Source organism: Klebsiella sp. LTGPAF-6F (assembly GCF_001753185.1).
GTDB lineage: Bacteria > Pseudomonadota > Gammaproteobacteria > Enterobacterales > Enterobacteriaceae > Klebsiella > Klebsiella michiganensis.
This window is the reverse complement of record NZ_CP017450.1, coordinates 1,762,394-1,788,426: the sequence shown is the minus strand read 5'-3', so window position 1 is coordinate 1,788,426 and position 26,033 is coordinate 1,762,394. Positions and strand designations below refer to the sequence as shown.

Here is a 26,033-nt window from a genome sequence, read left to right as displayed (position 1 = left end):
CTTCAGCCCAGCTTGCGTTCAGCCAGCCACTGACGTAATTGTTTTTTATCGACTTTGCCCACCGGCGTCAGCGGCAGCGCATCAACGCACTCCACGCGGTCCGGCAGTTTAAATTCTGCGACCCCTTGTTCCCGCAGGAAGCGGCGTACCGCCACCGCGCGCAGAGGCTCTTTTACCACCAGATATGCGCAGCTCTTTTCCCCCAGCAGGCTATCTTCCATGCTGACCAGCGCGACGTGGATCACCGCCGGATGGCGCAGCAGCAGGTTTTCGATCTCTTCCGCCGCGATCTTCTCGCCGCCGCGGTTGATCTGATCTTTTTCCCGCCCCTGCACGGTGATATAGCCATCTTCATCGATCGAGATCAGATCGCCAGAGCAGTAGAAACCATCGGCATCAAAGGCCTCGGCATTATGCTGCGGGCTCTTGTAGTACCCGCGGAAGGTATAAGGGCCACGGGTCATCAGGCGCCCGACTTCGCCGCGCGGCAGCGGATTACCCTGCGCATCGGCCACCCACACTTCGTCATCAGGACACATCGGGCAGCCCTGGGTATTGATAATGCGCTCGGGGCTGTCGTTGAGGCGGGTATAGTTCACCAGCCCCTCCGCCATGCCGAAGACCTGCTGAAGCTGACAGCCGATTTCCGCCGGAATACGCGCGGCGAGGGTCGCGGACAGGCGTGCCCCACCTACCTGCAGCAGCCGCAGCGACTGCAGACGGGCATTGCTGCCGGACTCATGGATCTCCTGTAACCACAGGCTTACCGCCGGCGGAACCAGCGAGGTCAGGTTAATCTGGTGCTTTTCGATCAGCGGGAAGCAGAGGCTGGCGCTCGGGTCGTGCGCCAGCACCACCACGCCGCCGGCGAGGAAGACGCCGAGTGAACCCGGCGAGCTCATCGCGTAGTTGTGGGCGGCGGGAAGCGCGTTCAGGTAGCGCGTTTCGGCGCTTACGCCGCACAGCTGGTTGCTGCGGCGAATGCTGTACTCGTAGTCGTTATGAGTACGCGGAATGAGCTTCGGCGTACCGGTGCTGCCGCCGGAGAGCTGGAAAAAGGCCACTTCGTCAGCGGGCGTCGGATGCGCGACGAAATTATCGTCAGGCCGGGCGATGGCCGCCACCAGGCTGCGTTCGCCGCCGTCGTTCAGCAGCAGGGCCACGCGTACCGACGCATGCTGGGCGACAAAAGCGTTAAGAAAATCATCATCGGCAAACAGCGCGTGTTCGCGGTCGGCAATCAGCAAAGCGGGTTCAATCTGCGCGGCGTAGGCGTTCAGCTCGCTACGCTGGTGGCTGAACAGCGCGTTGACCGGCGCAACGCCGATCCGCAGCAGCGCGAAAAAGGTGATATAAAATTCCGCAACGTTGCCCAGCTGCACCAGCGCCGTTTCGCCGCGCTTCAGGCCCTGACGCTGCAGCGAGGAGGCGAGGTTATCCACCAGGCGGTTGAATTCACGGTAGCTGTAGCTTTTGTCGCCGTCGATAATCGCAGGAGCGTCGTTTTCCGCATGACGGGTAATCAGATAGGTTAGCGGCAGATCCTGCCAGTAACCTTTTTGCCGATAGCGGGCCGCAAACTCTTCCGGCCAGCGGGTAAATTCGATCATCATAGTCCCTTATTGCAAGCCGAATACGTTCAGCATGGTGGTCAGTTTGACGCCGGTTTCGCGCCACTCGCCTAGCGGCGAAGAGGCCGGGACGATACCTGCGCCAGCAAATAGCCGCAGGGTGCGCTGCTGCAGGCGCGCGCAGCGGATGGTCACCACCCACTCGCCGTTGCCTTCATCATCGCACCAGCCGACAATGCCGCCGAACAGCTGACGGTCGAACGGCTCCAGTTCGTTAATCAGGCGTTTCGCCGCCTGATGCGGGAAGCCGCTCAGCGCCGGCGTCGGGTGCAGCAGACAGGCCAGCGACATGGCGTTCTCATTTGCCAGCGCGGCGCCCTGAATCTGCGTCGCCAGATGCCACAGGGTCGGCGTGGTGATCAGCTGCGGAGAGTCCGGCAGGGAGAGTTCGCTGCTGCGCGGCGCTAATACGGCCTTCATCGCCTGGGTCACCAGCTCATGTTCGTGGCGGTCTTTTTCCGATGCCAGCAGCCTGTGCCCCGCTTCGCGGTCCAGCACATCGTCCGGCTGGCGACGGGCCGAACCGGCCAGCGGCAGAGAGCTGAAATGCGCGCCTTCTTTACGCAGCAGCAACTCCGGGCTGGCGCCCAGCAGCACGCCGCCGTCCGAGAGCGGCACGTGGAAGTTATAGCTGGCCGGGTTCTGGGCGATCAGGCGCTCGAGCAGCGCCCCGCTATCCACCCGTTCGCGGGTGGTGATATCAATCAGGCGCGAGAGGACCACTTTGTCCACTTCCGGCGTCGCGGTGAGGGCCGCCGCGCGCGCCACCATCGCCATGAAGGTGTCCTGTTCAGGGATCTCCCGGCGCTGCACCACGTCCATCGGCTGCTGCCCGGACGCATAGCGCGCGGAGTGCTGCTTTTCTGGTCGGGAGAAGGTTTCCCAGCTTGTGGGTATAAACAGCTCGGACGGCTCGCTGGTATCAAACGGAATGGCGCCGACCATTATCGGCTTAGCGATCCCGGCAGCCCGCGCCGCTGCAAAGGCGGCAGCCATTTTGCGCTGGAATTCCCCGTCCAGATTTTCGCCATCGGCGGCAGGATGAGAAAACCGACTAAAGCAGCCAGCGGTGGTGAAGCTGCGGTACGGCGACATAAAGAAGAAGCTTTCCGGCGGCAGAGTCATTTTTTTCTCCCGTACTTCCTCAGCCAAAGACGTTTCCATATCATCCTCCAAAAACGATAAAGATATTACGAATAATTATCATTTATATTTTGGTTGGGTAACCTAAAAGGTATTGCGCGCTATGTCAACCGTACAGGTAGCATGTTGTGCGACTTAAGCTTGCATCGACGCCGCTCACAGCTGAAAATGAGAAGCATTTATCACTACTTAACCAGGATGCGAATACGTGAATTTCTCCACCTTTTGCCGCCGTACCCTCCTCGCCAGCGGCCTGGCGATTTTCGGAATTAGCTCAGCGCTGGCGGCAGACTGGCCGCGCCAGATAACCGACAGCCGGGGACCCCATACGCTGGAAAGCCAGCCGCTACGCATTGTTTCCACCAGCGTGACGCTGACCGGCTCGCTGCTGGCGATTGACGCGCCGGTGGTGGCCAGCGGGGCCACGACGCCCAATAACCGCGTCGCCGACGGTCAGGGATTTTTACGCCAGTGGAGCGATGTGGCGAAAGCGCGCAAGCTGTCGCGCCTCTATATTGGCGAACCGAGCGCTGAGGCCGTCGCGGCGCAAATGCCGGATCTCATTCTGATTAGCGCCACCGGCGGCGATTCGGCGATGATGCTCTACGACCAGCTTTCCACCATCGCCCCGACGCTTATCATTAACTACGATGATAAAAGCTGGCAGGCCCTGCTGATCCAACTGGGGGAGATTACCGGCCACGAAAAACAGGCGGCGGAGAGAATCGCGGAGTTTGATAAAAAGCTGGCGGCGCTGAAAGAGAAAATGAAGCTGCCGCCGCAGCCGGTCACCGCGCTGGTCTACACCGCCGCGGCCCATAGCGCCAATATCTGGACCAAAGAATCCGCTCAGGGACAGCTGCTCGAGCAGCTGGGCTTTACCCTCGCCGACCTGCCCGGCGGGCTGCATGCCAGCCAGAGCCAGGGAAAACGTCATGATATCGTGCAGCTGGGCGGGGAAAACTTAGCCGCCGGACTTAACGGCCAGAGCCTGTTCCTGTTTGCCGGCGACCAAAAGGATGCCGACGCGATTAACGCCAACCCGCTGCTGGCGCATCTGCCTGCCGTTGAAGGCAAACGCGTTTATCCGCTGGGGACGGAAACCTTCCGCCTGGATTACTACAGCGCCGTGCTGGTGCTGCAGCGCTTAGCGGCCCTCTTTGCGTAAGCCACGCTTCCCGGCGCCGGTCGCCGGGATCTCATCGCGCCTCATTTCATACATCATCGTGTTGTTATAACAGGCTTTTTCACCGTTTAACGCCTTATCACCCTCATCGCCCATCAGCCGAAATATCATCGTTTCAGGTGTTAATTTGTGATTAGCCCCGGCCGCCGCGTTGCCCGATTATCTGCCCCACACCGCTTGAGGTGGTCATTCAACACAGAAGGAAATTAACGTGGCAACGAGCAAATTGATTAAGGGCGATACGCTGACCGAAACCAGCAACGCCGCTGACGGCTTTAACCCGGCAACAGAAGTGAGCGCATACAGCTATACCTCCGCTCGCGTCGCTAAACCGGTCTATAACAAATACAAAGCCTCCACCACCAAACCCAAAGTCTTCGGCTACTACACCGACTGGTCACAGTATGATGGTCGTCTGCAGGGCGATAATTCAAAAGATAACCGCGGTCGCGGCTACGACCTGACCAACGTTTCTCCTACCGCCTACGACAAGATCATCGTCGGTTTCGTCGGCGTGACCGGCTTCCACAAAGTGGACAACCTGTGGCGCGACGTGGTTGCCGAAGGTGCCGATCAGTGCGGAAAAGTGAAGTACGAGCCCACCTTCCTCGACCCGTGGGGCGACTTCCAGTCTTACGTTAACGTTGGCCATACCGTCAGCGGCTGGGATGTCGATCCGAAGACCGTGACCCAGAGTAATACTAAGGGCCTGCTCGGCGGCCTGCGCGATCTGCAGGCTAAAGCGAAGCAGCAGGGCCACGACCTGGTGCTGTCCATGAGCATCGGCGGCTGGAGTATGAGTAACGGTTTCCATGAAACCGCCGCGTCTGACGCCTCGCGTAAGGTCTTTGCCAAAGGCGTAGTAAAACTGTTCAAGCAGTTCCCGATGTTCAGCGAAGTGGACATTGACTGGGAATATCCGAATGCCGAAGGCGCTGGCAACCCGTACGGCCCGGAAGACGGCGAGAACTACGCCCTGCTGATTGGCGAACTGCGTAAGCAGCTGGACGCCGCAGGCCTGAGCAACGTCAAAATCTCCATTGCCAGCTCCGCGGTGGTCAAGACGCTCGGCTACTCCAACGTCAATGCGCTGCTGAAAGCGGGCCTGTACGGTATCAACGTCATGACCTATGACTTCTTCGGTACCCCGTGGGCGGAGAGCGTGACCCACCACACCAACCTGAAGGCGCTGGAAGAAGGCGGCTGGGGGTGGATACCGTTGTCGGCCATCTGCTGTCCGAAGGCTTCCCGGCAGAGCGAATCAACATTGGTTACGCTGCCTACACCCGTAACGGCCGCAACGCGGAGCTGGAATCCCTGTCCCCGCTGAAAGGCACCTATAGCCCGGGCACCGGCACCACCGTCGGCTCCTTCGAATCGGGTACCACCGAATGGTACGACATCATTTATAACTACCTGGACCTGGAAAACCAGAAAGGCCGTAACGGCTTCAACGTCTACACCGACAAGGTTGCCGACGCGGACTACCTCTACAACCCTGACAGCAAACTGTTCATGTCCCTGGATACGCCGCGCACGGTGAAAGCCAAGGGCGAATACGCCGCCAGCCTCGGCCTGGGCGCGCTGTTCACCTGGACAATCGACCAGGACAACGGCGTGCTGGTTAACGCCGCCCGTGAAGGTCTGGGCTATGAAATGGCGTCTGAAGTTATCGATATGGAGCCGTTCTATTTCGAAGGCATCAACGTCGACCCGGCGGATGAACCGGCTGAACCGGAGGAAGAGGAGGAGGATACCGTCCAGCCTGAACCGTCGGTAAACCATGCGCCGAAAGCCGCTATCGAACTGATGGTGGTAGGCGGCTCCCGCGTGCGCCTTTCCGGCGAAAAATCTTCTGATGAAGATAACGACGAGTTGACCTTTAGCTGGGGCGTGCCCGCGGCGATCAACGTCGCCGATAAAACCGCGGCGGTCATTGAGTTCGATGTGCCGAAAGTGGCTGAGGATACCGAGTATACCTTCACCCTGTTCGTGCGCGATACCTGGGGTGAACCGTCAACGCAGCAGCGCTTTGTGCTCTCCGTCGTCGCCGCGACTCAGACCGATGATACCGAGGACGAGCCGGCTGACGACCAGGATCGCACCGATGATACGCCTCAACCGGCAGATGATGATGTTGTTCCTTCTGACGAAACCACGCCTTACCCGCTGTGGAATGCCAGCACCGTCTATGGTAGCAACTGGGGCAGCTTTGAAATCGTGAGCTGGAAAGGCCATAACTACCAGGTGAAATGGTGGTCTCAGGGCAACCAGCCGGATCTGAACTGCGGTCAGTTCCAGGTCTGGAGCGATCTCGGCGCGTACTAAGCGTAAATCGTCACTGACGAGTGATAGCCAGCCCCGGAGCGATCCGGGGCTTTTTATTATCGCTCTTTTCGGTTTTCCCGGTGGCGCTACCGGGCAACTGCAGGTCGGTAGCCTGGGTTGCTCCGGGATGAATGCATCGGTGCGGCTTCTTCCCGGGTCGCGCTGCGCTTACCCGGGCTACGAGTCCACCGCCGTCTGTGGGCTAGTAGCCCGGGTCAGGCGTTTACGCCGCAACCGGGAATGTACGGGGATAAATACATCGATGCGGCTTCTTCCCGGGTTGCGCTGCGCTTACCCGGGCTACGGGTCCTACCGGGCAACTGCAGGTCGGTAGCCTGGGTTGCTCCGGGATGAATGCATCGGTGCGGCTTCTTCCCGGCTCGCGCTGCGCTTACCCGGGCTACGAGTCTACCGCCGTCTGCGGGCCAGTAGCCCGGGTCAGGCGTTTACGCCGCAACCCGGGAATGCGCCGGGATAAATACATCGGTGCGGCTTCTTCCCGGGTTGCGCTGCGCTTACCCGGGCTACGAGTCCACCGCCGTCTGCGGGCCGGTAGCCAGGACAGGCGCAGCGCGCCGCCTCCGGGAATGCGCCGGGATAAATACATCGGTGCGGCTTCTTCCCGGGTTGCGCTGCGCTTACCCGGGCCTGGAGTCCACCGCCGTCTGCGGGCCGGTAGCCCGGACAGGCGCAGCGCGCCGCCTCCGGGAAAACCCGGCTCAATTAATTTTCGCTCGCCGTCTCCGGGCGCTGAAAGCGGCGCAGCTCGCGTAGCAGCCCCACCAGCACCACGCCCACAATGACCAGCGCCCAGCCGCTGGCGCTCGCCGAAGCGGCCGGCGTCAGAATCGCGCCCAGGCCGCCGAGCAGCGCCGCGCCTATCGCATCGCCGGTCACGTTCTGCGCGGTCCACAGTCCGTTGATACGCCCAAGCATATTTTCCGGGGTTTGCGTCTGAATCAGCGTATATTGCAGCAGCGAGCTTATCGCGCTCAGCCAGCCAAACAGCGCCAGGCACAGGGCGCCCAGCGCCCACACCGGCATCAGGCTGAACAGCGCAATCGCCACAAAAGAGCCAACGGTGGTCGCCAGCATCAGCACGCCGGGCCTCGCCGTCTGCGCCAGCTGTCCGCTGGTCAACGCCCCGAACGCCGCGCCCAGAGGGATCGCGGCGTACAGCAGGCCAATCTGCGACGTCGACATCTGCCAGCTCCCGGCCAGCGCCGGATAGAGCACGCGCACCGCGCTGGCCATGGTCAGCAGGCCGCCAAGCAGCGCAATGCCGCCGATAAGCGGGCTGTTAAACAGAAACTTCAGTCCCGCGTACAGCGATTTTAGCGGATGCTCGCGCGGCTGCGGCGGCGGCGCCAGCCGCGGCAAACGCAGCAGCGTCAGCGTCGTAATAAAGGTACCTGCCGCCGCCAGACCGTAGTTCCAGGCCACGCCGCCGGTTGCCAGCAGCAGGCCGCCGATCATCGGCGAAATCACCGATCCCAGCCGCACCGTCAGCATGGTGATCGCCCCGGCCTGCATCAGGTTTTCCCGGCCAACCAGCGCCGGAGTCGCCGCCAGCAGCGCGGTCACGCCGATTGAGGCAAACAGGCCGTCCCAGATGCCCAACAGATAGATGGCGATGAGCGACGGCTCCGGCAGCATGGCGTTGAGACACAGGCCGACGAAGCCAATCCCGCAGGTGCCGCGCGCCAGCAGGATCAGACGTTTACGCTCATAGCGGTCGGCAAGCACGCCGCCGATCATCAGACCGACAAACATCGACCCGCCGGTTAAGGTCACCGACAGCCCCACTTGCCAGGTGGAATGGGTCATCAGCTGGATTTGTACCGGGATCGCCACGCCCAGCAGGCCAAGCGACAGGATCGAGATAAAGCGGGCGATAAAGACGGCGCGAAAGGCCGGGTGGGTTTTCAGCAAACTGAGATTCAGCAGCCAGGATTGTCGGTTCATGACAGCGCCTTGTTATTATTTTCCATACCATTTTTATGGGTGCACATGCTAACATAACCGGATAGAATCGATAACGATAATTACTATCATTATCATGTCAGGGATGTAAGCCATGTCGTCTTCCACGACCGCGGCGCGCGCCTTTGCCGTGCCGGGTCTTTTAATCGTTTTAATCATCGCCGTTGCGCTCAGCCTGCTGGTCGGCGCCAAACCCCTGCCGTTTAGCGTCGTCATTGATGCCTTCACCGGCACCTGCCAGAGCGCCGATTGCACCATCGTCCTTGATGCACGACTGCCGCGAACCCTCGCCGGGCTGCTGGCCGGCGCCGCGCTGGGTCTGGCCGGGGCGCTGATGCAAACGCTGACCCGCAACCCGCTGGCGGACCCGGGGATCCTCGGCGTCAACTCCGGCGCCAGCTTCGCTATCGTGCTGGGCGCGGCGCTGTTTGGTCTCTCCTCGCCGCAGGAGCAGCTGCTGATGGCCTTTTGCGGCGCGTTCGGCGCCTCGCTGCTGGTAGCCTTTACCGGCAGCCAGGGCGGCGGCCAGCTGAGCCCGGTTCGCCTGACCCTCGCGGGGGTCGCCCTGGCGGCGGTGCTGGAAGGGCTTTCCAGCGGTATCGCCCTGCTTAACCCTGACGTCTACGACCAGCTGCGCTTCTGGCAGGCGGGCTCGCTGGATGTGCGCACCCTGCAAACACTGAAAATCGTGCTGATCCCGGTACTCATTGCCGGCCTGGTGACGCTGCTGCTGAGCCGGGCCTTAAACAGCCTGAGCCTCGGCAACGATACGGCCACCGCGCTCGGCAGCCGGGTCGCGCGTACTCAGCTTATTGGTCTGCTGGCGATTACCGTCCTGTGCGGCAGCGCCACGGCGGTGGTCGGGCCCATCGCCTTTATCGGCCTGATGATGCCGCATATGGCCCGCTGGCTGGTGGGCGCGGATCATCGCTGGTCGCTGCCGGTGACCCTGCTGGCGACCCCTGCCCTGCTGCTGTTTGCCGACGTGCTGGGGCGCCTGCTGGTGCCCGGCGAACTGCGGGTTTCGGTGGTCAGCGCCTTTATCGGCGCGCCGGTGCTGATCTGGCTGGTACGCCGCCAGCCGCGCGGAGGTGGCATGTGATTGCGCCTTCTCGTCGCCTGATTTTTAGCTGCCTGCTGCTGCTGGTCGCCAGCGCGCTGGTCTCCCTGTGGGGGCTGGGCACCGGCCTGGTGCCATTGAGCGTTGAGCAGGTTATCTCGGCGCTGCTCGGCGATGCGCCGCGCAACGTCGCCATGGTGGTGACCGAGTGGCGCCTGCCCCGCGTGCTGATGGCGCTGCTGATTGGCGCCGCCCTCGGCGTCAGCGGCGCGATTTTCCAGTCGCTGACCCGCAACCCGCTGGGGAGCCCGGACGTGATGGGGTTTAACACCGGAGCCTGGAGCGGCGTGCTGGTAGCGATGGTGATGTTTGGCCAGAACCTGGCGGCCATCGCCATGGCGGCCATGGCTGGCGGGATCCTTACCGCGCTGGCGGTCTGGCTGCTGGCGTGGCGCAACGGGATTGAAACCTTTCGCCTGATTATTATCGGCATCGGCGTGCGCGCTATGCTGGTGGCATTCAATACCTGGCTGCTGCTGCGCGCTTCGCTGGAAACCGCCCTCTCCGCCGGGCTGTGGTATGCCGGTTCGCTTAACGGTTTGACCTGGGGAAAAACCTGGCCCTCGGCGCCGCTGATTCTGCTAATGCTGGTCTGCGGGGCGCTGCTGGCGCGGCGCATGCGGCTGCTGGAGATGGGTGACGATACCGCCTGCGCCCTGGGCGTGCGGGTTGAGCGCTCGCGGCTGCTGCTGATGCTGGTCGGGGTGGTGCTGACCGCCGCCGCTACCGCGCTCGCCGGGCCGATTTCGTTTATCGCCCTGGTGGCGCCGCATATCGCGCGCCGCCTCAGCGGCACCGCGCGCTGGGGGCTGGCCCAGGCGGCGCTGTGCGGCGCCCTGCTGCTGGCGCTGTCTGACTACTGCGCGCAGCGTCTGTTTATGCCCTATCAGTTACCGGTGGGCGTGGTGACCGTCAGCCTTGGCGGCATCTACCTTATCGGGTTGTTAATTCAGGAGTCCCGCAAAAAATGACCGCTGTAACCTCCCGTTTGCGCGGCGACCAGCTGACCCTGGCGTACGGCAAAAAAACCATCGCCGAATCGCTGAGCGTCACCATTCCCGACGGCCACTTCACCGCCATTATTGGCCCTAACGGCTGCGGTAAATCGACGCTGCTGCGTACCCTGAGCCGCCTGATGACCCCGACATCCGGTCATGTGTATCTCGACGGCGAGCAGATCCAGCGTTACGCCAGTAAAGAGGTGGCGAAGCGGATCGGCCTGCTGGCGCAGAACGCCACTACGCCGGGAGATATTACGGTTCAGGAGCTGGTGGCCCGCGGGCGCTATCCGCACCAGCCGCTGTTTACCCGCTGGCGCAAAGAGGATGAAGAGGCAGTCAGCAGGGCGATGAAGGCCACCGGCATTACCGACCTGGCGCTGCAAAGCGTCGATACGCTCTCCGGCGGCCAGCGCCAGCGGGCGTGGATCGCCATGGTGCTGGCCCAGGAGACGGCGATTATGCTGCTCGATGAGCCCACCACCTGGCTGGATATCAGCCATCAGATCGACCTGCTTGAGCTGCTAAGCGAGCTGAATCAGGAGAAGGGCTATACCCTGGCGGCGGTGCTGCACGATCTGAACCAGGCCTGCCGCTACGCGACCCATTTGATCGCCCTGCGCGACGGCAAAATCGTCGCCGAGGGCGCGCCGAAGGAGATTGTCAACGCGGCGCTGATCGAGGAAATTTACGGCCTGCGCTGTACGATCATTGACGATCCGGTGGCGCATACGCCGCTGGTGGTGCCGCTGGGTCGCAAGTAGCTCTTCCCGGCTCGCGCTGCGCTTAGCCGGGCTACCCACTCTGGCGCAAACGGTAGCCCGGGTAAGGCGTTAGCCGCAACCCGGGAGTTCATCTGCCCCTAACCTAATATCTCCCTGAGCACCGGGCCGATCGCTTCAAAGGCCTGCGGAGAGATAATATCCACGTGGGCGCAATCCTGGCTGAATACCTCCAGCTCGCCGACCCACGGCCCCCACACCACCTGCGGGTCCATCCCCGGCTGACGGGTTTTCTCCGCCACGAACAGCGTCGCCTTACCGTCAAACTTCGCGCTATGCGCGGTGGTCAGCAGGCGCACCGCATCGGCATAGTTGCCTTCGATAACGCTGAACAGCTCGCCGGAAGCCTGCCCCTGCCGGGCGGCCAGAAACGCCTCGCGTTCACGGGCAATCTCCGCCAGCACCTCAGGATCCAGACCGTTCGCCTCTTTCTCCGCCCAGTTCTGCGTCTCCGGCGGCCAGGTATCGAGCAGCCCGAGGAAGGCCACCGCTTCGCCGCGCTGGCGTAACCGGGCGGCAATCCCCTGCGCCAGGGTACCGCCGAGCGAATAGCCCAGCAGATAATAGGGGCCGTGAGGCTGCTGCGTCAGCAGAGTGTGGAGATGATGTTCACACACCGCATCCAGATCCGCCGCCGTGGCCATCGGTCCCTGCGGTCGCGGCGACTGAATGCCGACGATCGACCAGCGCGGGCTTAAATAACGCGCCAGCACGCTGAACTGCCAGGCAAAACCGGAAGCAGGATGGAAGCAAAATAGCGTCGGGCCGTCGCTCTCGCGCAGCGGCAGGAGAGCGTCGAAGCCCAGCCGTTGCGCCTGCTCATCGCTGAGGTCCGATGCCAGCAGCGCGCTCAGCTTGCCGACGGTAGACGCGACCATCACCTGCCCCGGCGTCACCTGCCGCTCCAGCTCGCGGCCGAGCGTCGCCGCCAGGCGCATCGCCAGCAGCGAATGGCCGCCGAGGGCGAAGAAATCGGCGTCGATATCGTTCACCTCGCAGCCGAGCAGCTGGCTAAAGGCCGTGGCGACGGTGGTTTCCACGCCAGGCTCCGGCGGACGGCCACTGCGCTCACTGCTCAACGTGGGTAACGGCAGCGCTTTACGATCCAGCTTGCCGTTAGCGCTCAGCGGCAGCGCCGGCAGCTGTATCAGCACCACCGGCACCATATGCGGCGGCAGCTGTTCGCCAAGCCGCGCTTTGAGCGCGACGGCGTCCAGCGGCAGGCCGGAGTCAGAAACCAGGTAGCCCACCAGCTGACGGGCATCGCCGCCGGTTGCCGCCGCCTGATTGAAGACGCAGGCGTGAGCCACCGCCTGCGCAACGTCCGGCAGCGCGGACATCGCGCGGTCAATCTCGCCCAGCTCAATCCGCTGGCCGCGAATTTTTAGCTGGTCGTCGCTGCGCCCGAGATACTCGACGGCGCCGTTATCCAGCCAGCGGGCAACGTCCCCGGTGCGGTACATGCGCTCGCCCGGCGCGTAAGGGTCGGCAATAAAGCGGCTGGCGGTTAAATCGGGGCGCCCCAGATAGCCCTGCGCCAGCTGAATGCCGGTCAGGTAGAGATCCCCCGCCACGCCCGGCGGCACCGGGCGCATGGCGGCATCAAGAATACGCAGCCCGGTATTCCACACCGGCCAGCCAATCGGCACGCTGGTGCCGCTTACCGCCGCCAGTTCGGGCCCACAGGCCGGATACCAGCTAACGTCCACCGCCGCTTCCGTCGGGCCATACAGGTTATGCAGCGGCGCGCCGGTCAGCTGCTCCCATTCCCGACACAGCGCCGTCGGCAGCGCTTCGCCGCTGCAAAATACCCGGCGCAGGGTTTGGCAGGCGCCGACGTTCTCCGCCTCCAGCGAGGCGACGAACGCCGCCAGCATCGACGGCACAAAGTGGGTAGTGGTGACGCCATAGCGGGCAAAGAACCGCTGCATCGCCAGCGGATCGCGATGGGCTTCCGGCTCGGCCATCACCAGCCGCGCGCCGGCGATAAATGGCCACCAGAACTCCCAGACCGACACATCAAAGCTGCACGGCGTTTTCTGCGCCACGACGTCGTCAGCGCAGAGCGGATAGTGGTCCTGCATCCACAGCAGGCGGTTGACGATGGCGGTTTGCCCGACCATCACCCCTTTCGGTCGCCCGGTAGAGCCGGAGGTAAAGATGATATAGGCAGTATGCTCCGGCCGTGAGAGCGCCAGCGGCGCGGCATCCGCCGCCGCCAGCGGCTGCTGGTAGCACAGGCTTTCCAGTCCGGGAATATCGCTAAAGCGCGCCCGCTGATCTTCAGAAGTAATCAGCAGCGACGGCCGGGCGTCTTCCATCATCATCCGCAGACGATCGTCGGGATAGCCGGTATCCAGCGGCAGCCACGCGGCGCCGGCCTCAACAATACCGTGCAGCGCCAGCGTCAGGAATACCGAACGCGGCAGCGCGACCGCGACGCTATCGCCCGGCTTGACGCCCCGCGCGCGAAGCTGTTCAGCCAGCGCCACCACCTGCTGGCGCATCTCGCGGTAGCTAAACTGCCAGCGGCCGTCCGCCAGCGCAGGGGCATTCGGGGTTTTCGCCGCCTGCTCCGCTACCAGCGAGCTCAGGGTGGTGAGCGGCAGGTCGACGGCGGTCGCGTTGACCTGCCGCAGCTGTTCCGTTTCCGCCGCCGACAGCATATTCGCCTCGCCGCAGCGCAGGGTCGGATTATCGGCAAACTGGGCCAGCAGCGCGGAGAGTCGGGAGATATGGTTACGCAGCGTCCGTTCCTCGTATCGCTGCTTATTCGCCAGCACCTCCAGCGACAGACCGCCAGCTTCATCCGGGAAGAGCGCCAGCTCCAGGTCATTGACCGGGCCGGTGGCCAGAGTGTGGGTAATAGCCTCCACGCCGTCGATATCCAGCTGATAGTCGAAGACTTTAATATTGAGCACCGGGCCAAACAGCGGTTCATCGCCCGCCGCTCTGCCGCTGTCGCGCACAATCTGTTCGGCGTCATAGCGCTGATGGCGGCGCATTTTCTTCAGCTGCCCGGCAAGACGCGTGGCCAGCTCCGGCAGCGTTTCCCCGGCGTCAATAGTGACCGCCAGCGGCAGAACGTTGAGCACCGGGCCGGTAGCGGTGAGCGCCGCAGAGCCCATGCGGCGCATAAAAATAAAGCCCGCGGCGTAGTCCGTTCGGCTGCACAGCCGTCCCAGCCACAGGGCGGTCAGCGCCAGCGCCAGATCGGCGCGCTGGCACTGCGGCGCGCCTGCCGCCAGCCGGCTAAAGACCCCGGCATCCACCTCCAGCTTCATGCGCCAGATATCGCTGCTGGTCGCCCTTCCCGCCAGCGGCGCGTCCGACAGCGAGGCCGGTGCCGGCAGCGCCTGACGCTGCGCCTGCCAGAACTGTTTGTCGCGCTGCCAGGCGTCGCTGCCGTAGTAGCGCTGATACTCTTCCACCACCTCGGCAAACGGCGTAAACGGGGAATCAGGCGTCGCTTCGCCGCGCTGCCAGGCGCGGTAGATCGCGGCGATCTGGCGGGTAATCGCCGGGAAGCTGAAGCCATCGACCAGCAAATGGTGGTAACGCTGATACCAGTACCAGCGGTTATCACCCACCCGCAGCAGCTGATGGCAGACCAGCGGATTGCCGCCGTCCACCCGCAGGTTTTGTCCGAGGTCGGCCTGCATCAGCGCCAGCGCGGCCGCGTGCGGGTCGCTCGCGGCAAGCAGATCCCGACAGTCCGGTTCGGCAAACGCGCGATGTTCATCGACCCACTGCCAGGCTTCGCCGTTATCTTCGCAAAAACGCATGCTGAGGGTGTCGGCCTGCGACAGCCCGGTGACAATGGCCCGGCCGAGCAGTATCGGGTCGATATCACCGCGCAGTTCAACATAGTGGGCGACGCTCCAGGCGCCGGGCAGCGTCGAGAGGCGCTCCGCCATCCAGATCCCCGGCTGCGCCGCAACCAGCGGTAAACGTGTGGTCATCGTGAGCTCCTCAGGATGCATGGTGCGCGGGGGTCAGCGTTGACCAGTTTGCCGCCAGCCAGGCATTGCACGCCGCTAACGACTGCGGCGGGCACTCCACCGACCAGCCTTCCGGCAGCGCGCAGGAGTGCGGCCACAGGCTGAACTGCTGCTGGCCATTGCGCAGGATGTAAAACTGCCCTTGCGGATTGTCGAAGGGGTTACTGAATTGCATGTCTAATTCCTCGTAAAGCGCGCGTTGTTACTCATCACGGCATAAAGGCTGCCACAGCTGGATAAGCCCGGCGGTCAGCCCGCCGCGCCAGCACAGCGCATCATGCCCGCCGTCAACCTGACGCCAGAAAATCGTCTGCTGCTCCAGATGCGCGAGCAGCGCCTGGTTGGCGCGAAAAATGATCGGCTCGCGAATACCGGCTTCCAGCCAGATACGTAGCCCTTGCGGATGTAATTCGCCGCGGCTCAGGCGGTCAATCAGCAGACCCGTCTGCGCGCCGCCGCGATGCGGCCACCAGTAAGAGCCGGACTGGCTGAGCACGCAGCCAAAGCGCTGGGGCCAGTAGAGCGCGGCGAACATCGAGGCCAGGCCGCCAAAGCTCTGACCCGCCACCACCGAGCGATCGGCGCGATCGCTGAAAGGCGCCAGCCGGTGAACCATTGGCAGCAGTTCTTCCTGAACCGCCAGCCAGAACGCCTCATTGCAGGGAAGCTCCGCGGCCCGGTGCGGATTATCAATCGCGTCAATCAGCAGATAAACCGCCGGCGGGAGCCGTTTTTCGCGGGTTAAGCCCGCCAGCGGCGCCCATACCGGCATGCTTTCGGCCCAGAACTGGCCATCCAGCAGGATCGCCAGCGGGCGCGCCTGCGGCTGCGCGTCGCCGGTGGCGTAAACCCATATCCGTCGGCGGTTGCCGAGGCGCTGGCTCTGCCATTCGATGCAGAGCGGAGGCGGGTAAGATTCATCGCGCAGGGCCCAGCCGGGCTGTTCGGGGGCGTGCGGCAGCTCCAGCGCGGAGACCGCGTGGCCGCGCCCGCCCTTCCAGCTTTGCGGATTGAGCGGGTCGGCAATCGCCTGCGGCAGCAGCCTGCGCCAGCCTTCGCGCAGCAGCGCGCGGTCCGGGCCGTCACCGTTAAAAAGCTGGGGGGAAAAGTCGTCGTCGCGGGCGGAAGGGATAAAGCAATAGCTGCCGCGCCAGGTCGGAGAAAGCGTGGTTTGCCAGCACCAGGCATCGGTACCGGGAATGCGCCGCAGGGTTTGCGGTACGGCGTTTTTATGATGGTCAGTCACGCCGGTGATATAAATCCATACCCGCCGGGTTGCCGAAGACGTTTCGTTGCCCGCCGGATCGCGCCACCAGAAGGTTACCCGATACGCGTCGTCCACGGCCTCTATTTGCGGACCGGAGATATTGCGCCACCAGTCGTCGCATCCTGTCTTATGCATTCCTTTTCAACCCTATGTTTATCGTGACATTTATCAACAAACGCATTAATAAACGCAATATTTATTGATAATATTATTGATAACTATTTTCATTTGCAATAGCGTATTAGCGCGCTGTGGGAAGCGCGTCTTTTAAAAATAAACATGTCAGAGAGAGCTCATTTAGTCCGCGACGGAGCGCCCTTTGCCCTCGACTGGCAACATTGATACCGCCTCTCCTCCCGCTGGGAAGGGTCTTTTGGAGAAGGTGGCGACAAAAAGCAGGAATTACAATGAATAACAGGATCAAATCCCTGGCCTTGCTGGTCAATCTGGGAATCTACGGGGCTGCGTTTCCGCTGAGCGCGGCGGAAACCGCCTCCGATAGCAAAACCGCAACCGCTGATGAAACCATGGTCGTCACCGCCGCCGAGCAGAACCTGCAGGCGCCCGGCGTTTCAACCATTACCGCAGATGAAATTCGTAAACGCCCGCCAGCGCGCGACGTGTCGGAAATTATCCGTACCATGCCCGGCGTTAACCTGACCGGCAACTCCACCAGCGGCCAGCGCGGCAACAATCGCCAGATTGATATTCGCGGCATGGGCCCGGAAAACACCCTGATCCTGATTGACGGCAAGCCCGTGACCAGCCGCAACTCCGTGCGTCTGGGCTGGCGCGGCGAGCGCGATACCCGCGGCGATACTTCATGGGTACCGCCGGAGCTGATCGAACGTATTGAAGTCATTCGCGGCCCGGCGGCCGCGCGCTATGGCAACGGCGCGGCGGGCGGCGTGGTCAATATCATTACCAAGAAAAGCGACGGCGAATGGCATGGTTCATGGAACACCTACATGAACGCCCCGGAGCATAAAGAAGAAGGCTCGACCAAACGCACCAACTTTAGCCTCAGCGGCCCGCTGGGCGGCGATTTCAGCTTCCGCCTGCTGGGCAACCTCGATAAAACGCAGGCCGATGCCTGGGATATCAACGACGGGCATCAGTCAGAGCGTACCGGCGCGTACGCTAATACCATGCCTGCCGGGCGTGAAGGGGTTAAAAATAAGAACATTAACGGCGTCGTGCGCTGGGATTTCGCCCCGATGCAGTCGCTGGAGTTTGAATCCGGCTACAGCCGTCAGGGCAACCTCTACGCGGGCGATACGCAGAACACCAATACCAACGATCTGGTAAAAGAGAACTACGGGAAAGAGACGAACCGCCTCTATCGCCAGACTTACTCCGTCACCTGGAACGGCGGCTGGGATAACGGCGTGACCACCAGCAACTGGGCCCAGTACGAACGTACCCGCAACTCGCGTAAAGGCGAAGGTCTGGCGGGCGGTACGGAAGGTATCTTCAACAGCAACCAGTTCAGCGATATCGACCTGGCCGACGTGATGCTGCACAGCGAAGTTAACATCCCGCTGGATCTGGTGTTTAACCAGAACCTGACGCTGGGCTCCGAGTGGAATCAGCAGCGGATGAAGGATTTGGCGTCAAATACCCAGACCTTTATGGGCGGCGATATCGACGGCTATGACAGCACCGGCCGTAGCCCATACTCGAAGGCCGAGATCTTCTCCCTGTTTGCCGAAGACAACGTGGAGCTGACCGACACCACCATGCTGACGCCGGCGCTGCGTTTCGATCATCACACGATCGTCGGCAACAACTGGAGCCCGTCGCTCAACCTGTCTCAGGGTCTGTGGGATGACTTCACGTTGAAAATGGGCATCGCCCGCGCCTATAAAGCGCCGAGCCTGTACCAAACCAACCCGAACTATATTCTCTATAGCAAAGGCCAGGGCTGCTACGCCAGCGGCACCGGTACCGGTTGCTACATGATGGGTAACGATGACCTGAAAGCCGAAACCAGCATCAACAAAGAGATTGGCCTTGAGTTTAAACGCGACGGCTGGCTGGCGGGGGTGACCTGGTTCCGCAACGACTACCGCGATAAAATCGAAGCCGGCTACGCGCCGATTGCACACACTTCGAAAGGTAACGTCAATACCGATATCTATCAGTGGGAAAACGTGCCGAAAGCGGTGGTTGAAGGTCTGGAAGGCACCCTGAACGTGCCGGTCAGCGAAACGGTGAACTGGACCAATAACATCACTTATATGCTGCAAAGTAAAAACAAGGAAACCGGCGATCGTCTGTCGATTATTCCGGAATATACCCTGAACTCCACTCTGAGCTGGCAGATTCAGCAGGATATTTCCGTACAGTCGACCTTCACCTGGTACGGCAAGCAGCAGCCGAAGAAATATAACTACAAAGGTGAGCCCGCGGTGGGTTCTGAAACGGATGAAGTCAGCCCATACAGCATCGTTGGCCTGAGCGCCACCTGGGATGTGACCAAAAACGTCAGCCTGACCGGCGGCGTGGATAACGTCTTCGACAAGCGCCACTGGCGCGCGGGGAATGCGCAAACCACCGGTAGCCTGACCGATGTTTCTTATATGGCTGGCGCGGGCGCCAACACCTATAACGAATCTGGCAGAACCTGGTATCTGGGCGTCAATACCCACTTCTGATTGTCTGGCCGTTCCCCCCGCCCTCTTGCCATAGAGGGCGGCGGGGAGAATCTGTTAACATCCCCCCTATGCAAACCCAACGTTCTATTATTCAGCTTGCCGATCGCTCGCTGCAGCGTGTCGATTTCGACCCATTGACCTTTCGGCCTGAAGATCTCCTCTGGCTGCCTCATCATGCCCGGCTAAGCGACTGCGCCCGCAAGCGGCAGACCGAGCACCTCGCGGGGCGTATCGCCGCGGTTTACGCGCTGCGGGAGGTCGGTGAGACAGAGATCCCTGCCATTGGCGACCAACGCCAGCCCCTGTGGCCCGCGCCGTGGTACGGCAGCATCAGCCACTGCGAACGCAGCGCGCTGGCGGTTGTCTCCGCCGGGCCGGTCGGCGTTGATATTGAACGCATCCTGTCTCCCGCCCTCGCGGCCGAGCTGGAAAGCAGCATCGTCAATAGCGCGGAAAAAAGCCTGCTGGACGCCAGCGGCCTGCCGTCGGCGCTGGCGCTGACGCTGGCGTTTTCGGCAAAAGAGAGCGCATTTAAGGCCAGCCCGCCCGAAATACAGAACTGCGTGGGTTTCAGCGATTTTGAGGTGACGTATATAAAGGAAGGAAATCTGCTTCTTCGGCTCTCCGCCGGGGAGTATCGGCTGCAATGGATTAAGGCCGGTGACTACGTCATCACGCTCTGCGCAGCGTAAAAAACAAAACCCGCGCGGCAGACCGCGCGGGTTATCGGTTTACGGCGCCGTAAAATCAGCGCATTTTCTGCGCCAGCTCGGCGACGGAAGCGGCATCGAAGCCGTGGTGTTTGCGCAGCCAGCCGCGGTCCGCCGCCGCCGCATACTCGCCATCCGGGATCCCCAGACGTTTGAGCGGGATTCCCGCGCCGGCTTCGGCCAGCACTTCCGCCACCAGGCTCCCCAATCCGCCGTTGACGTTATGCTCCTCCACCGTTATTACCGCTTTGCACGGCTTCAGGGCCGCCAGCAGCGCGGCGGTATCGCAAGGGCGAATGGACGGCACGCTCACCACTTTGGCCTGAATCCCCGCGTCGGCCAGCCTCTGCGCGGCATCGACGATTTCATGCACCGTCGAGCCGGTGGCCACCAGCGCGATATCCTCGCCTTCCCGCAGCGTAACGACCGCTCCCGGCACAAAGCGATAGCTTTCATCGTGCAGCTCCGGCAGCGCCTTGCCGTCGAGGCGAATATAGACCGGCCCCTGATAGCCGATGGCGTAATCGATAATCTGCCGACATTCGCGTGGCGAAGACGGAGCGAAAATCTGGATATTACCGAAGCCGCGCATCACCGCCAGATCGTCAATCGCGTGATGGGTGCTGGCCAGCGGGCCGTAGCTGGCGCCGGCGTTAAGGCCAAATAGCTTAACGTTGGTGTTGTTATAGCAAACGTCGACTTTAATCTGCTCATTGGCGCGGGAAATCAGGAACGGCGCGGCGTTACAGGTGACCGCCACTTTGCCCCCCAGCGCCAGACCCGCCGCCGTCCCGACCATGCTCTGCTCGGCGATACCCACGTTCACCAGACGCCCGGGGAACTGTTTAATAAACGGCGCGATTTTGGCCGTTGACGTGGAGTCAGCCACCACCGGCACCAGATCGACGCCGCGGTCGACCGCATCAATAAAGGCCTGAACCATCACGCTCGCCAGGTGTTCTGCATTACTCATCTTTCAGTTCCTCCAGTGCCAGTGCAATTTCTTCGCCTTTCGGTACCCGGTGGTGCCACTCCGGGCGCCCCTGGATAAAGGAAATACCGGCACCTTTCGTGGTGTTGGCGATAACGACGTTCGGTTTACCTTCCTGCTTCAGCCCTTCCAGGGTCGCCACTACCGATGCCATGTCGTTGCCCTGGCATTCGGTGACCGTCATCCCGAAGGCCTTCCATTTGTCGGCCAGCGGATCGGTATTCATGATTTCGCGCGTCGGACCCGCCAGCTGGAGATTGTTCTTGTCATTAATAATGATCAGATTATCAAGGCCGTAGTGCGCCGCGGCTAGCGCCGCTTCCCAGTTGCTGCCTTCCGCCAGCTCGCCATCGCCGGTAATTAAAAAAATGCGGCGGGAGCTGTTGCTTTTTTTCGCAGCCAGCGCCAGCCCCACCGCAACAGGCAAACCGTGGCCCAGCGCGCCGGTGTTAAGCTCAATCCCCGGCGTTTTCTGGCGCACCGGGTGACCCGGAAGATGGGAGTTCGCATGCTGATAGGTTTCCAGCCACTCAACCGGAAAGAAGCCCGCCTCGGCCAGCACGCAGTAGTAGCAGCCCACCGCATGGCCTTTCGACTGGATGTAGATATCGCGCTGGTCGTCAGCAAGACGCTCCGGCGCGACGTTCAGAATACGGAAATAGAGCGCGGTGAGCAGTTCAACCTGCGACAGGTCGGCGCCGGTGTGCCCGCCCGCAGGGCTGTTGGCGTTCAATCTGACGATATGGCGACGTACGGCGCGGGCTTTACGCTCAAGGGCCTGGACATCATAGCTATAGGGATTCATTTAATACCTCTGAATTTATTTTCAACTTGGAATATTTATTCCGTCAGGGACTAAAAAAACCAGACATCCCCAGGCAACGCATCGTAAGGCTTACGCCGCTGCATCATACTCAGGAACATTCTGCCTCCTTACCACCGGGCGTGACGTCACCCGGGCACTTTTCAGTTGACCTGAAATCGCCATGAATATATATTCACTAACGACTCTTTATTCAATTATGCGGCTACTGTTCTGTTTTTGTCCATAGCTGATTTTGAGGATTGGCGAAAGTTAGATATCCATCACACTTAACTGTCTTTTCTTTTCGCGTATGATAATGAGCTCTAACATAATGGCTGCACGTAAATGATTTTCGGGGAAATATATGGCTAAGCAGGATGAACAACGGCTATTAGTTAAGATTGCCACGCTCTACTATCTTGAAGGACGAAAGCAGTCCGATATCGCTCAACTTCTCTCGCTTTCTCAGTCATTTATCTCCCGAGCGATCGCCCGCTGCCAAAAAGAAGGCGTGGTCAAAATCAGCGTTGTTCAGCCATCGAATATTTTCCTCAATCTTGAAAAAGGCCTCGAGGATCGCTACGGAATTAAACAGGCCATCGTCGTGGATACCGAAGAGGACGCCAGCGATCACACCATCAAGCGCGCCATTGGATCCGCCGCGGCCCACTATCTGGAAACGCGATTGCGGCCGAAAGATCTGATTGGCGTCTCGTCGTGGAGTTCGACTATCCGCGCAATGGTTGATGAGGTTCACGCGCAAAACCTGAAGGCCAACGGCGTGATTCAACTGCTCGGCGGCGTGGGTCCTAACGGTAACGTGCAGGCGACCATCCTGACCCAGACCCTGGCGCAGCGTCTGAACTGTGAAGCCTGGCTGCTCCCTTCCCAGAGCATCGAAGGTTCTACGGAGGAGAAAAATCGCCTCGTGGCCAGCAAAGATGTCGCCGATGTGATTGCGCGCTTCGACGAAGTCGATATCGCCATCGTCGGGATTGGCATCCTTGAACCTTCGCAGCTGCTCAAAACGTCCGGTAACTACTATCACGAAGATATGCTGCAGGTGCTGGCGGAACGCGGCGCCGTGGGTGACATTTGCCTGCACTACTACGATAAAAACGGCAAGGCGGTGTTACGCGATGATGAAGATCCTGTGATCGGCATGGCGCTGGAGAAAGTGAAGAAGTGCCCTAACGTGGTGGCCCTTGCCGGCGGCAGCGAGAAGGTAGCGGCTATCAAAGGCGCGCTTTCAGGCGGTTATATCGATGTTCTGATCACCGATTATCCAACGGCCAGGCTGCTTATCGCCGGGTAATTTCCTCACTCAAACACTTTCCCACAGCCTTTACGCTTTCCTTCAGGCGTAAAGGCTTCGCCAATAAATTTTTATATTTCAATCGTATATAACCAGCCAACCGCGCTCTTTTCCCCCGACATCCAGAAGCTTCACCAAACGGATAAGTGTGATTGCCAGCACAATTGATAACTTTTCCTGTAGCCCGACGGGAAGTTTCTGGCTAAGGTAACAAATAAATAATCACTATCGAATATATATTCAGTGATTAAAAAAGTGAAAACGAATTGTCACATCATGGCCTGCTAAGAAGCAATGCGATAAAGAGGAATGCCGACTTCCCCCTCCGCGCCAGGACGAAGTGTGACTCAGGAGACTACCTAATGCAGGCAACACGTAAAGAGTTCATCATTGCGCTGGACGAAGGCACCACCAATGCCAAAGCCGTCGTACTCGATAGCCGCGGCCAGGTCGTGGTGAAATTCTCTCAGCCGCTGGCGATCCAGACGCCGCGTGAAGGCTGGGTCGAGCAGTCGGGAGAAGTCCTGGTTGACGCTTCGCTAGCGGTTATCGCGCAAGCGGTAGCGCACATTGGCGCAGAAAATGTCGCGGCATTAGCCATCAGCAACCAGCGCGAGACCGCGATCGGCTGGTATCGCCAGAGCGGTAAGCCAATCAACGCCGCGATCACCTGGCAGTGCAGCCGCAGCGCCGCGTTTTGCGATGAACTGCGCCACAGCGATAAAGAGCAGCAAATCAAGGCCGTGACCGGCCTGCCGATTGCACCTCTGTTTTCGGCCTCGAAAATGCGCTGGCTGCTGGAATCCCTTCCTGAGGGGCGCGCGCTGGCTGAGCGCGGAGAAATCTGCCTCGGCACTATCGACAGCTGGCTGCTATGGAACTTAACCCAGGGCGATGCGTTCTACTGCGATTACTCCAATGCCGCGCGTACCCAGCTGCTGAACCTGCAAACCGGCCAGTGGGATGACAACATGCTGGCGCTGTTCCAGATCCCGCGCGCCGCGCTGCCGGAGATCAAGCCCTCCAGCGGATTGTTTGGCTATACCCGGGGGTTGAACGCTATCCCTGACGGTATTCCGGTGATGGCGATGGTCGGGGATTCCCACGCCGCGCTGTTTGGCCACGCGCTGGGCGAACTCGGCTGCGTGAAAGCCACCTACGGTACGGGGTCATCGGTGATGGCGCCGGTAAAATCCGCACAGTGCGATATCGACGCGCTGGCCACCACCATCGCCTGGCACGACGGCGACAGCATCACCTACGGACTCGAAGGTAATATTCCGCATACCGGCGATGCCGTGGCGTGGATGGCGGACAGCACCGGCCTGAGCGAACTTTCCGATGCCGAACTGGCGCATGAACTCAACACCCTGCCCGCCTCCGTGGACTCCACGCTGGGCGTCTATTTTGTGCCGGCGTTAACCGGCCTGGGCGCCCCGTGGTGGGATGACAGCGCCCGCGGCGTGATTTGTGGCCTGAGCCGCGGCGTCAAGCGCGCCCATCTGATTCGCGCCGCGCTGGAATCCATTACCTATCAAATCGCCGATGTCGTGGTGGCGATGCGCCAGCAGGACGACTTCCACTTAACGGCGCTGATGGTCGACGGCGGCCCAACCAGGAACGACTGGCTAATGCAGTATCAGGCTGACCTGCTCGGCTGTCCGGTGATGCGCAGCGACGTTGCCGAGCTGTCGGCGATTGGCGCGGCCCTGCTCGCGCGCAAAGCCCTGAATCCCGGATCGGTGACCGACCTGAACGCGTTTTTAACCGAACACAGCGAATTTATCCCCGATATGGCCCGCCACCAGCGCCTGCAGAAAAGATGGCAGGAGTGGCGCCATGCGGTGAACAGAACATTATGGAAACCGGCAACGTCCGCCTGACGCCCACCAGGGAATCGAACGCGTGACGCACCTTAGAGCCTATCCCAGTAGGCGTTATTGGCGCAGGCAGTTTGAACACGGCCAGCGCGGAAGAACCGGAGCGTACACGTAGTACGTGAGGATTCTGAGCACTGCCCTGGTTCAAAATGGCCAGTAAAATAGCCCTAATGGATAGGCTCTTAATCATCAACAAAAGGAGACCCCCGGCCCATAAACTCGATTTACAGGCCTTACGTTGTTTCACCGTACCCGACAATAACAACCAAGAGAGAAAATTGTCATGAAATTACGTTTAACGCTTTTAACCGCTGCTACCCTGACCGCCTTTTCTTTCGCTGCCCAGGCGGCAGAAAAAGGCACCATCATGATCATGGTTAACTCGCTGGATAACCCCTATTACGCCTCTGAAGCCAAGGGCGCTAGCGAAAAAGCCAAAGAGCTGGGCTACCAGACCACCATTTTGTCGCATGGTGAAGATGTCAAAAAACAGAATGAGCTGATCGATACCGCCATCGGTAAAAAAGTTCAGGGTATTATTCTGGATAACGCCGACTCCACCGCCAGCGTCGCCGCCATTGAAAAAGCGAAGAAAGCGGGTATTCCGGTGGTTTTAATTAACCGCGAAATTCCTGTCGATGATATCGCGCTGGAGCAAATTACCCATAATAACTTCCAGGCCGGTTCTGAAGTCGCCAACGTATTTGTCGAGAAAATGGCGGAGAAAGGCAAATATGCCGAACTGACCTGTAACCTTGCGGATAATAACTGCGTGACCCGCTCTAAATCTTTCCACCAGGTGATTGACCAGTACCCGGATATGGTCAGCGTCGCTAAGCAGGACGCGAAAGGCACGTTAATCGACGGCAAGCGCATTATGGACAGTATTCTGCAGGCGCACCCCGACGTGAAAGGCGTGATTTGCGGCAACGGTCCTGTGGCCCTCGGCGCCATTGCCGCGCTGAAAGCCGCGAATCGTAACGATGTGGTGGTGGTCGGTATCGATGGCAGCAACGATGAGCGCGACGCGGTAAAAGCCGGCACCCTGCAGGCCACCGTAATGCTTCAGGCGCAGGCCATCGCCGCTCAGGGGGTGACCGACCTCGATAACTACCTGCAAAAAGGTGAAAAACCGGCCAAGCAGCGCGTGATGTTCCGCGGCATTCTGATTACTCAGGACAATGCAGACAAAGTGCAGGACTTCAATATCAAATCCTGATTTCGGGTTGTTGCGCC

18 protein-coding genes and 1 pseudogene are annotated in these 26,033 nt (G+C 60.8%); 10 read left to right on the top strand and 9 right to left on the bottom strand.

Annotated elements, in window-relative coordinates; translation table 11 throughout:
* Positions 1-2: 2 nt before the first annotated feature.
* Together entE and entC are read right to left on the bottom strand one after the other, a co-directional pair.
* Positions 3-1,610, bottom strand: a complete 1,608-nt coding sequence (entE, locus tag BJF97_RS08280) for a (2,3-dihydroxybenzoyl)adenylate synthase EntE (protein WP_042944597.1) — start codon at positions 1,608-1,610, stop codon at positions 3-5.
* 9 nt (positions 1,611-1,619) lie between these two features.
* Positions 1,620-2,795, bottom strand: a complete 1,176-nt coding sequence (gene entC / locus BJF97_RS08275; RefSeq protein ID WP_032694351.1) for an isochorismate synthase EntC — start codon at positions 2,793-2,795, stop codon at positions 1,620-1,622.
* A 187-nt stretch (positions 2,796-2,982) separates the two neighbouring features.
* Here entC and fepB point away from each other — a divergent pair, with 187 nt between their 5' ends.
* Both fepB and BJF97_RS08265 read left to right on the top strand, forming a co-directional pair.
* Entirely contained in the window at positions 2,983-3,942 is a 960-nt protein-coding gene (fepB, locus tag BJF97_RS08270) for a Fe2+-enterobactin ABC transporter substrate-binding protein (RefSeq protein WP_014837776.1), read from the top strand.
* 229 nt (positions 3,943-4,171) lie between these two features.
* Positions 4,172-6,288: pseudogene (locus tag BJF97_RS08265) on the top strand (glycosyl hydrolase family 18 protein).
* A gap of 400 nt (positions 6,289-6,688) precedes the next feature.
* Here BJF97_RS08265 and BJF97_RS34670 read toward each other — a convergent pair.
* Together BJF97_RS34670 and entS are read right to left on the bottom strand one after the other, a co-directional pair.
* Positions 6,689-6,895 carry a hypothetical protein gene (locus BJF97_RS34670; RefSeq protein ID WP_158657244.1) on the bottom strand — a complete coding sequence of 69 codons (207 nt, stop codon included), beginning with the start codon at positions 6,893-6,895 and terminating at the stop codon, positions 6,689-6,691.
* 116 nt (positions 6,896-7,011) lie between these two features.
* Positions 7,012-8,253 carry an enterobactin transporter EntS gene (gene entS, locus BJF97_RS08260; protein WP_014228354.1) on the bottom strand — a complete coding sequence of 414 codons (1,242 nt, stop codon included), beginning with the start codon at positions 8,251-8,253 and terminating at the stop codon, positions 7,012-7,014.
* Between the two features lie 112 nt (positions 8,254-8,365).
* Here entS and fepD point away from each other — a divergent pair, with 112 nt between their 5' ends.
* Genes fepD through fepC form a run of 3 tightly spaced genes read left to right on the top strand, consistent with a single transcriptional unit; the run spans position 8,366 to position 11,153 of the window.
* On the top strand, positions 8,366-9,373 hold the full coding sequence (gene fepD / locus BJF97_RS08255; RefSeq protein ID WP_014228353.1) for a Fe(3+)-siderophore ABC transporter permease: 1,008 nt from the start codon (positions 8,366-8,368) through the stop codon (positions 9,371-9,373).
* Positions 9,370-10,362, top strand: a complete 993-nt coding sequence (gene fepG / locus BJF97_RS08250; RefSeq protein WP_009653197.1) for an iron-enterobactin ABC transporter permease — start codon at positions 9,370-9,372, stop codon at positions 10,360-10,362. The genes fepD and fepG overlap by 4 nt, the downstream gene beginning before the upstream one ends.
* A complete protein-coding gene (fepC, locus tag BJF97_RS08245) occupies positions 10,359-11,153 on the top strand; it encodes an iron-enterobactin ABC transporter ATP-binding protein (protein WP_014837773.1) in 795 nt (264 codons plus the stop codon). Before fepG ends, fepC begins: the two co-directional genes overlap by 4 nt.
* A gap of 98 nt (positions 11,154-11,251) precedes the next feature.
* Here the strand turns inward: fepC and entF are convergent, their stop codons facing one another.
* From entF to fes, 3 genes are read right to left on the bottom strand one after another with little or no spacing between them, the layout of a single operon-like run.
* Positions 11,252-15,133, bottom strand: a complete 3,882-nt coding sequence (entF, locus tag BJF97_RS08240; protein ID WP_032693530.1) for an enterobactin non-ribosomal peptide synthetase EntF — start codon at positions 15,131-15,133, stop codon at positions 11,252-11,254.
* Positions 15,134-15,143: 10 nt separating this feature from the next.
* A complete protein-coding gene (locus tag BJF97_RS08235) occupies positions 15,144-15,347 on the bottom strand; it encodes an MbtH family protein (protein ID WP_004848660.1) in 204 nt (67 codons plus the stop codon).
* Between the two features lie 27 nt (positions 15,348-15,374).
* Positions 15,375-16,574, bottom strand: coding sequence for an enterochelin esterase (gene fes, locus BJF97_RS08230; protein WP_032693529.1), 1,200 nt, complete (start codon positions 16,572-16,574; stop codon positions 15,375-15,377).
* Positions 16,575-16,846: 272 nt separating this feature from the next.
* Here fes and BJF97_RS08225 point away from each other — a divergent pair, with 272 nt between their 5' ends.
* Entirely contained in the window at positions 16,847-19,096 is a 2,250-nt protein-coding gene (locus BJF97_RS08225; RefSeq protein WP_032693528.1) for a TonB-dependent siderophore receptor, read from the top strand.
* A 68-nt stretch (positions 19,097-19,164) separates the two neighbouring features.
* Positions 19,165-19,788: an enterobactin synthase subunit EntD gene (entD, locus tag BJF97_RS08220; RefSeq protein WP_014228347.1), complete on the top strand. Its 624-nt coding sequence runs from the start codon at positions 19,165-19,167 to the stop codon at positions 19,786-19,788.
* Positions 19,789-19,843: 55 nt separating this feature from the next.
* On the opposite strand, the gene BJF97_RS08215 is transcribed toward entD, so the two are convergent.
* Positions 19,844-20,779, bottom strand: a complete 936-nt coding sequence (locus BJF97_RS08215) for a transketolase family protein (protein WP_014228346.1) — start codon at positions 20,777-20,779, stop codon at positions 19,844-19,846.
* Complete coding sequence (locus tag BJF97_RS08210; protein ID WP_004848651.1) at positions 20,772-21,602, bottom strand: transketolase; 831 nt, start codon at positions 21,600-21,602, stop codon at positions 20,772-20,774. The genes BJF97_RS08215 and BJF97_RS08210 overlap by 8 nt, the downstream gene beginning before the upstream one ends.
* A 364-nt stretch (positions 21,603-21,966) precedes the next feature.
* On the opposite strand from BJF97_RS08210, the gene BJF97_RS08205 reads away from it, so the two are divergent.
* From BJF97_RS08205 to BJF97_RS08195, 3 genes are all read left to right on the top strand, one after another.
* Positions 21,967-22,917 (top strand): sugar-binding transcriptional regulator, encoded by a 951-nt coding sequence (locus tag BJF97_RS08205; protein WP_004848649.1) that lies wholly within the window; start codon positions 21,967-21,969, stop codon positions 22,915-22,917.
* A gap of 362 nt (positions 22,918-23,279) precedes the next feature.
* On the top strand, positions 23,280-24,800 hold the full coding sequence (locus BJF97_RS08200) for an FGGY family carbohydrate kinase (protein WP_032693527.1): 1,521 nt from the start codon (positions 23,280-23,282) through the stop codon (positions 24,798-24,800).
* 280 nt (positions 24,801-25,080) lie between these two features.
* The gene (locus BJF97_RS08195) at positions 25,081-26,016 is read left to right on the top strand and encodes a D-ribose ABC transporter substrate-binding protein (RefSeq protein WP_004130307.1); all 936 of its coding nucleotides are present in this window, start codon (positions 25,081-25,083) and stop codon (positions 26,014-26,016) included.
* Positions 26,017-26,033: the final 17 nt, after the last annotated feature.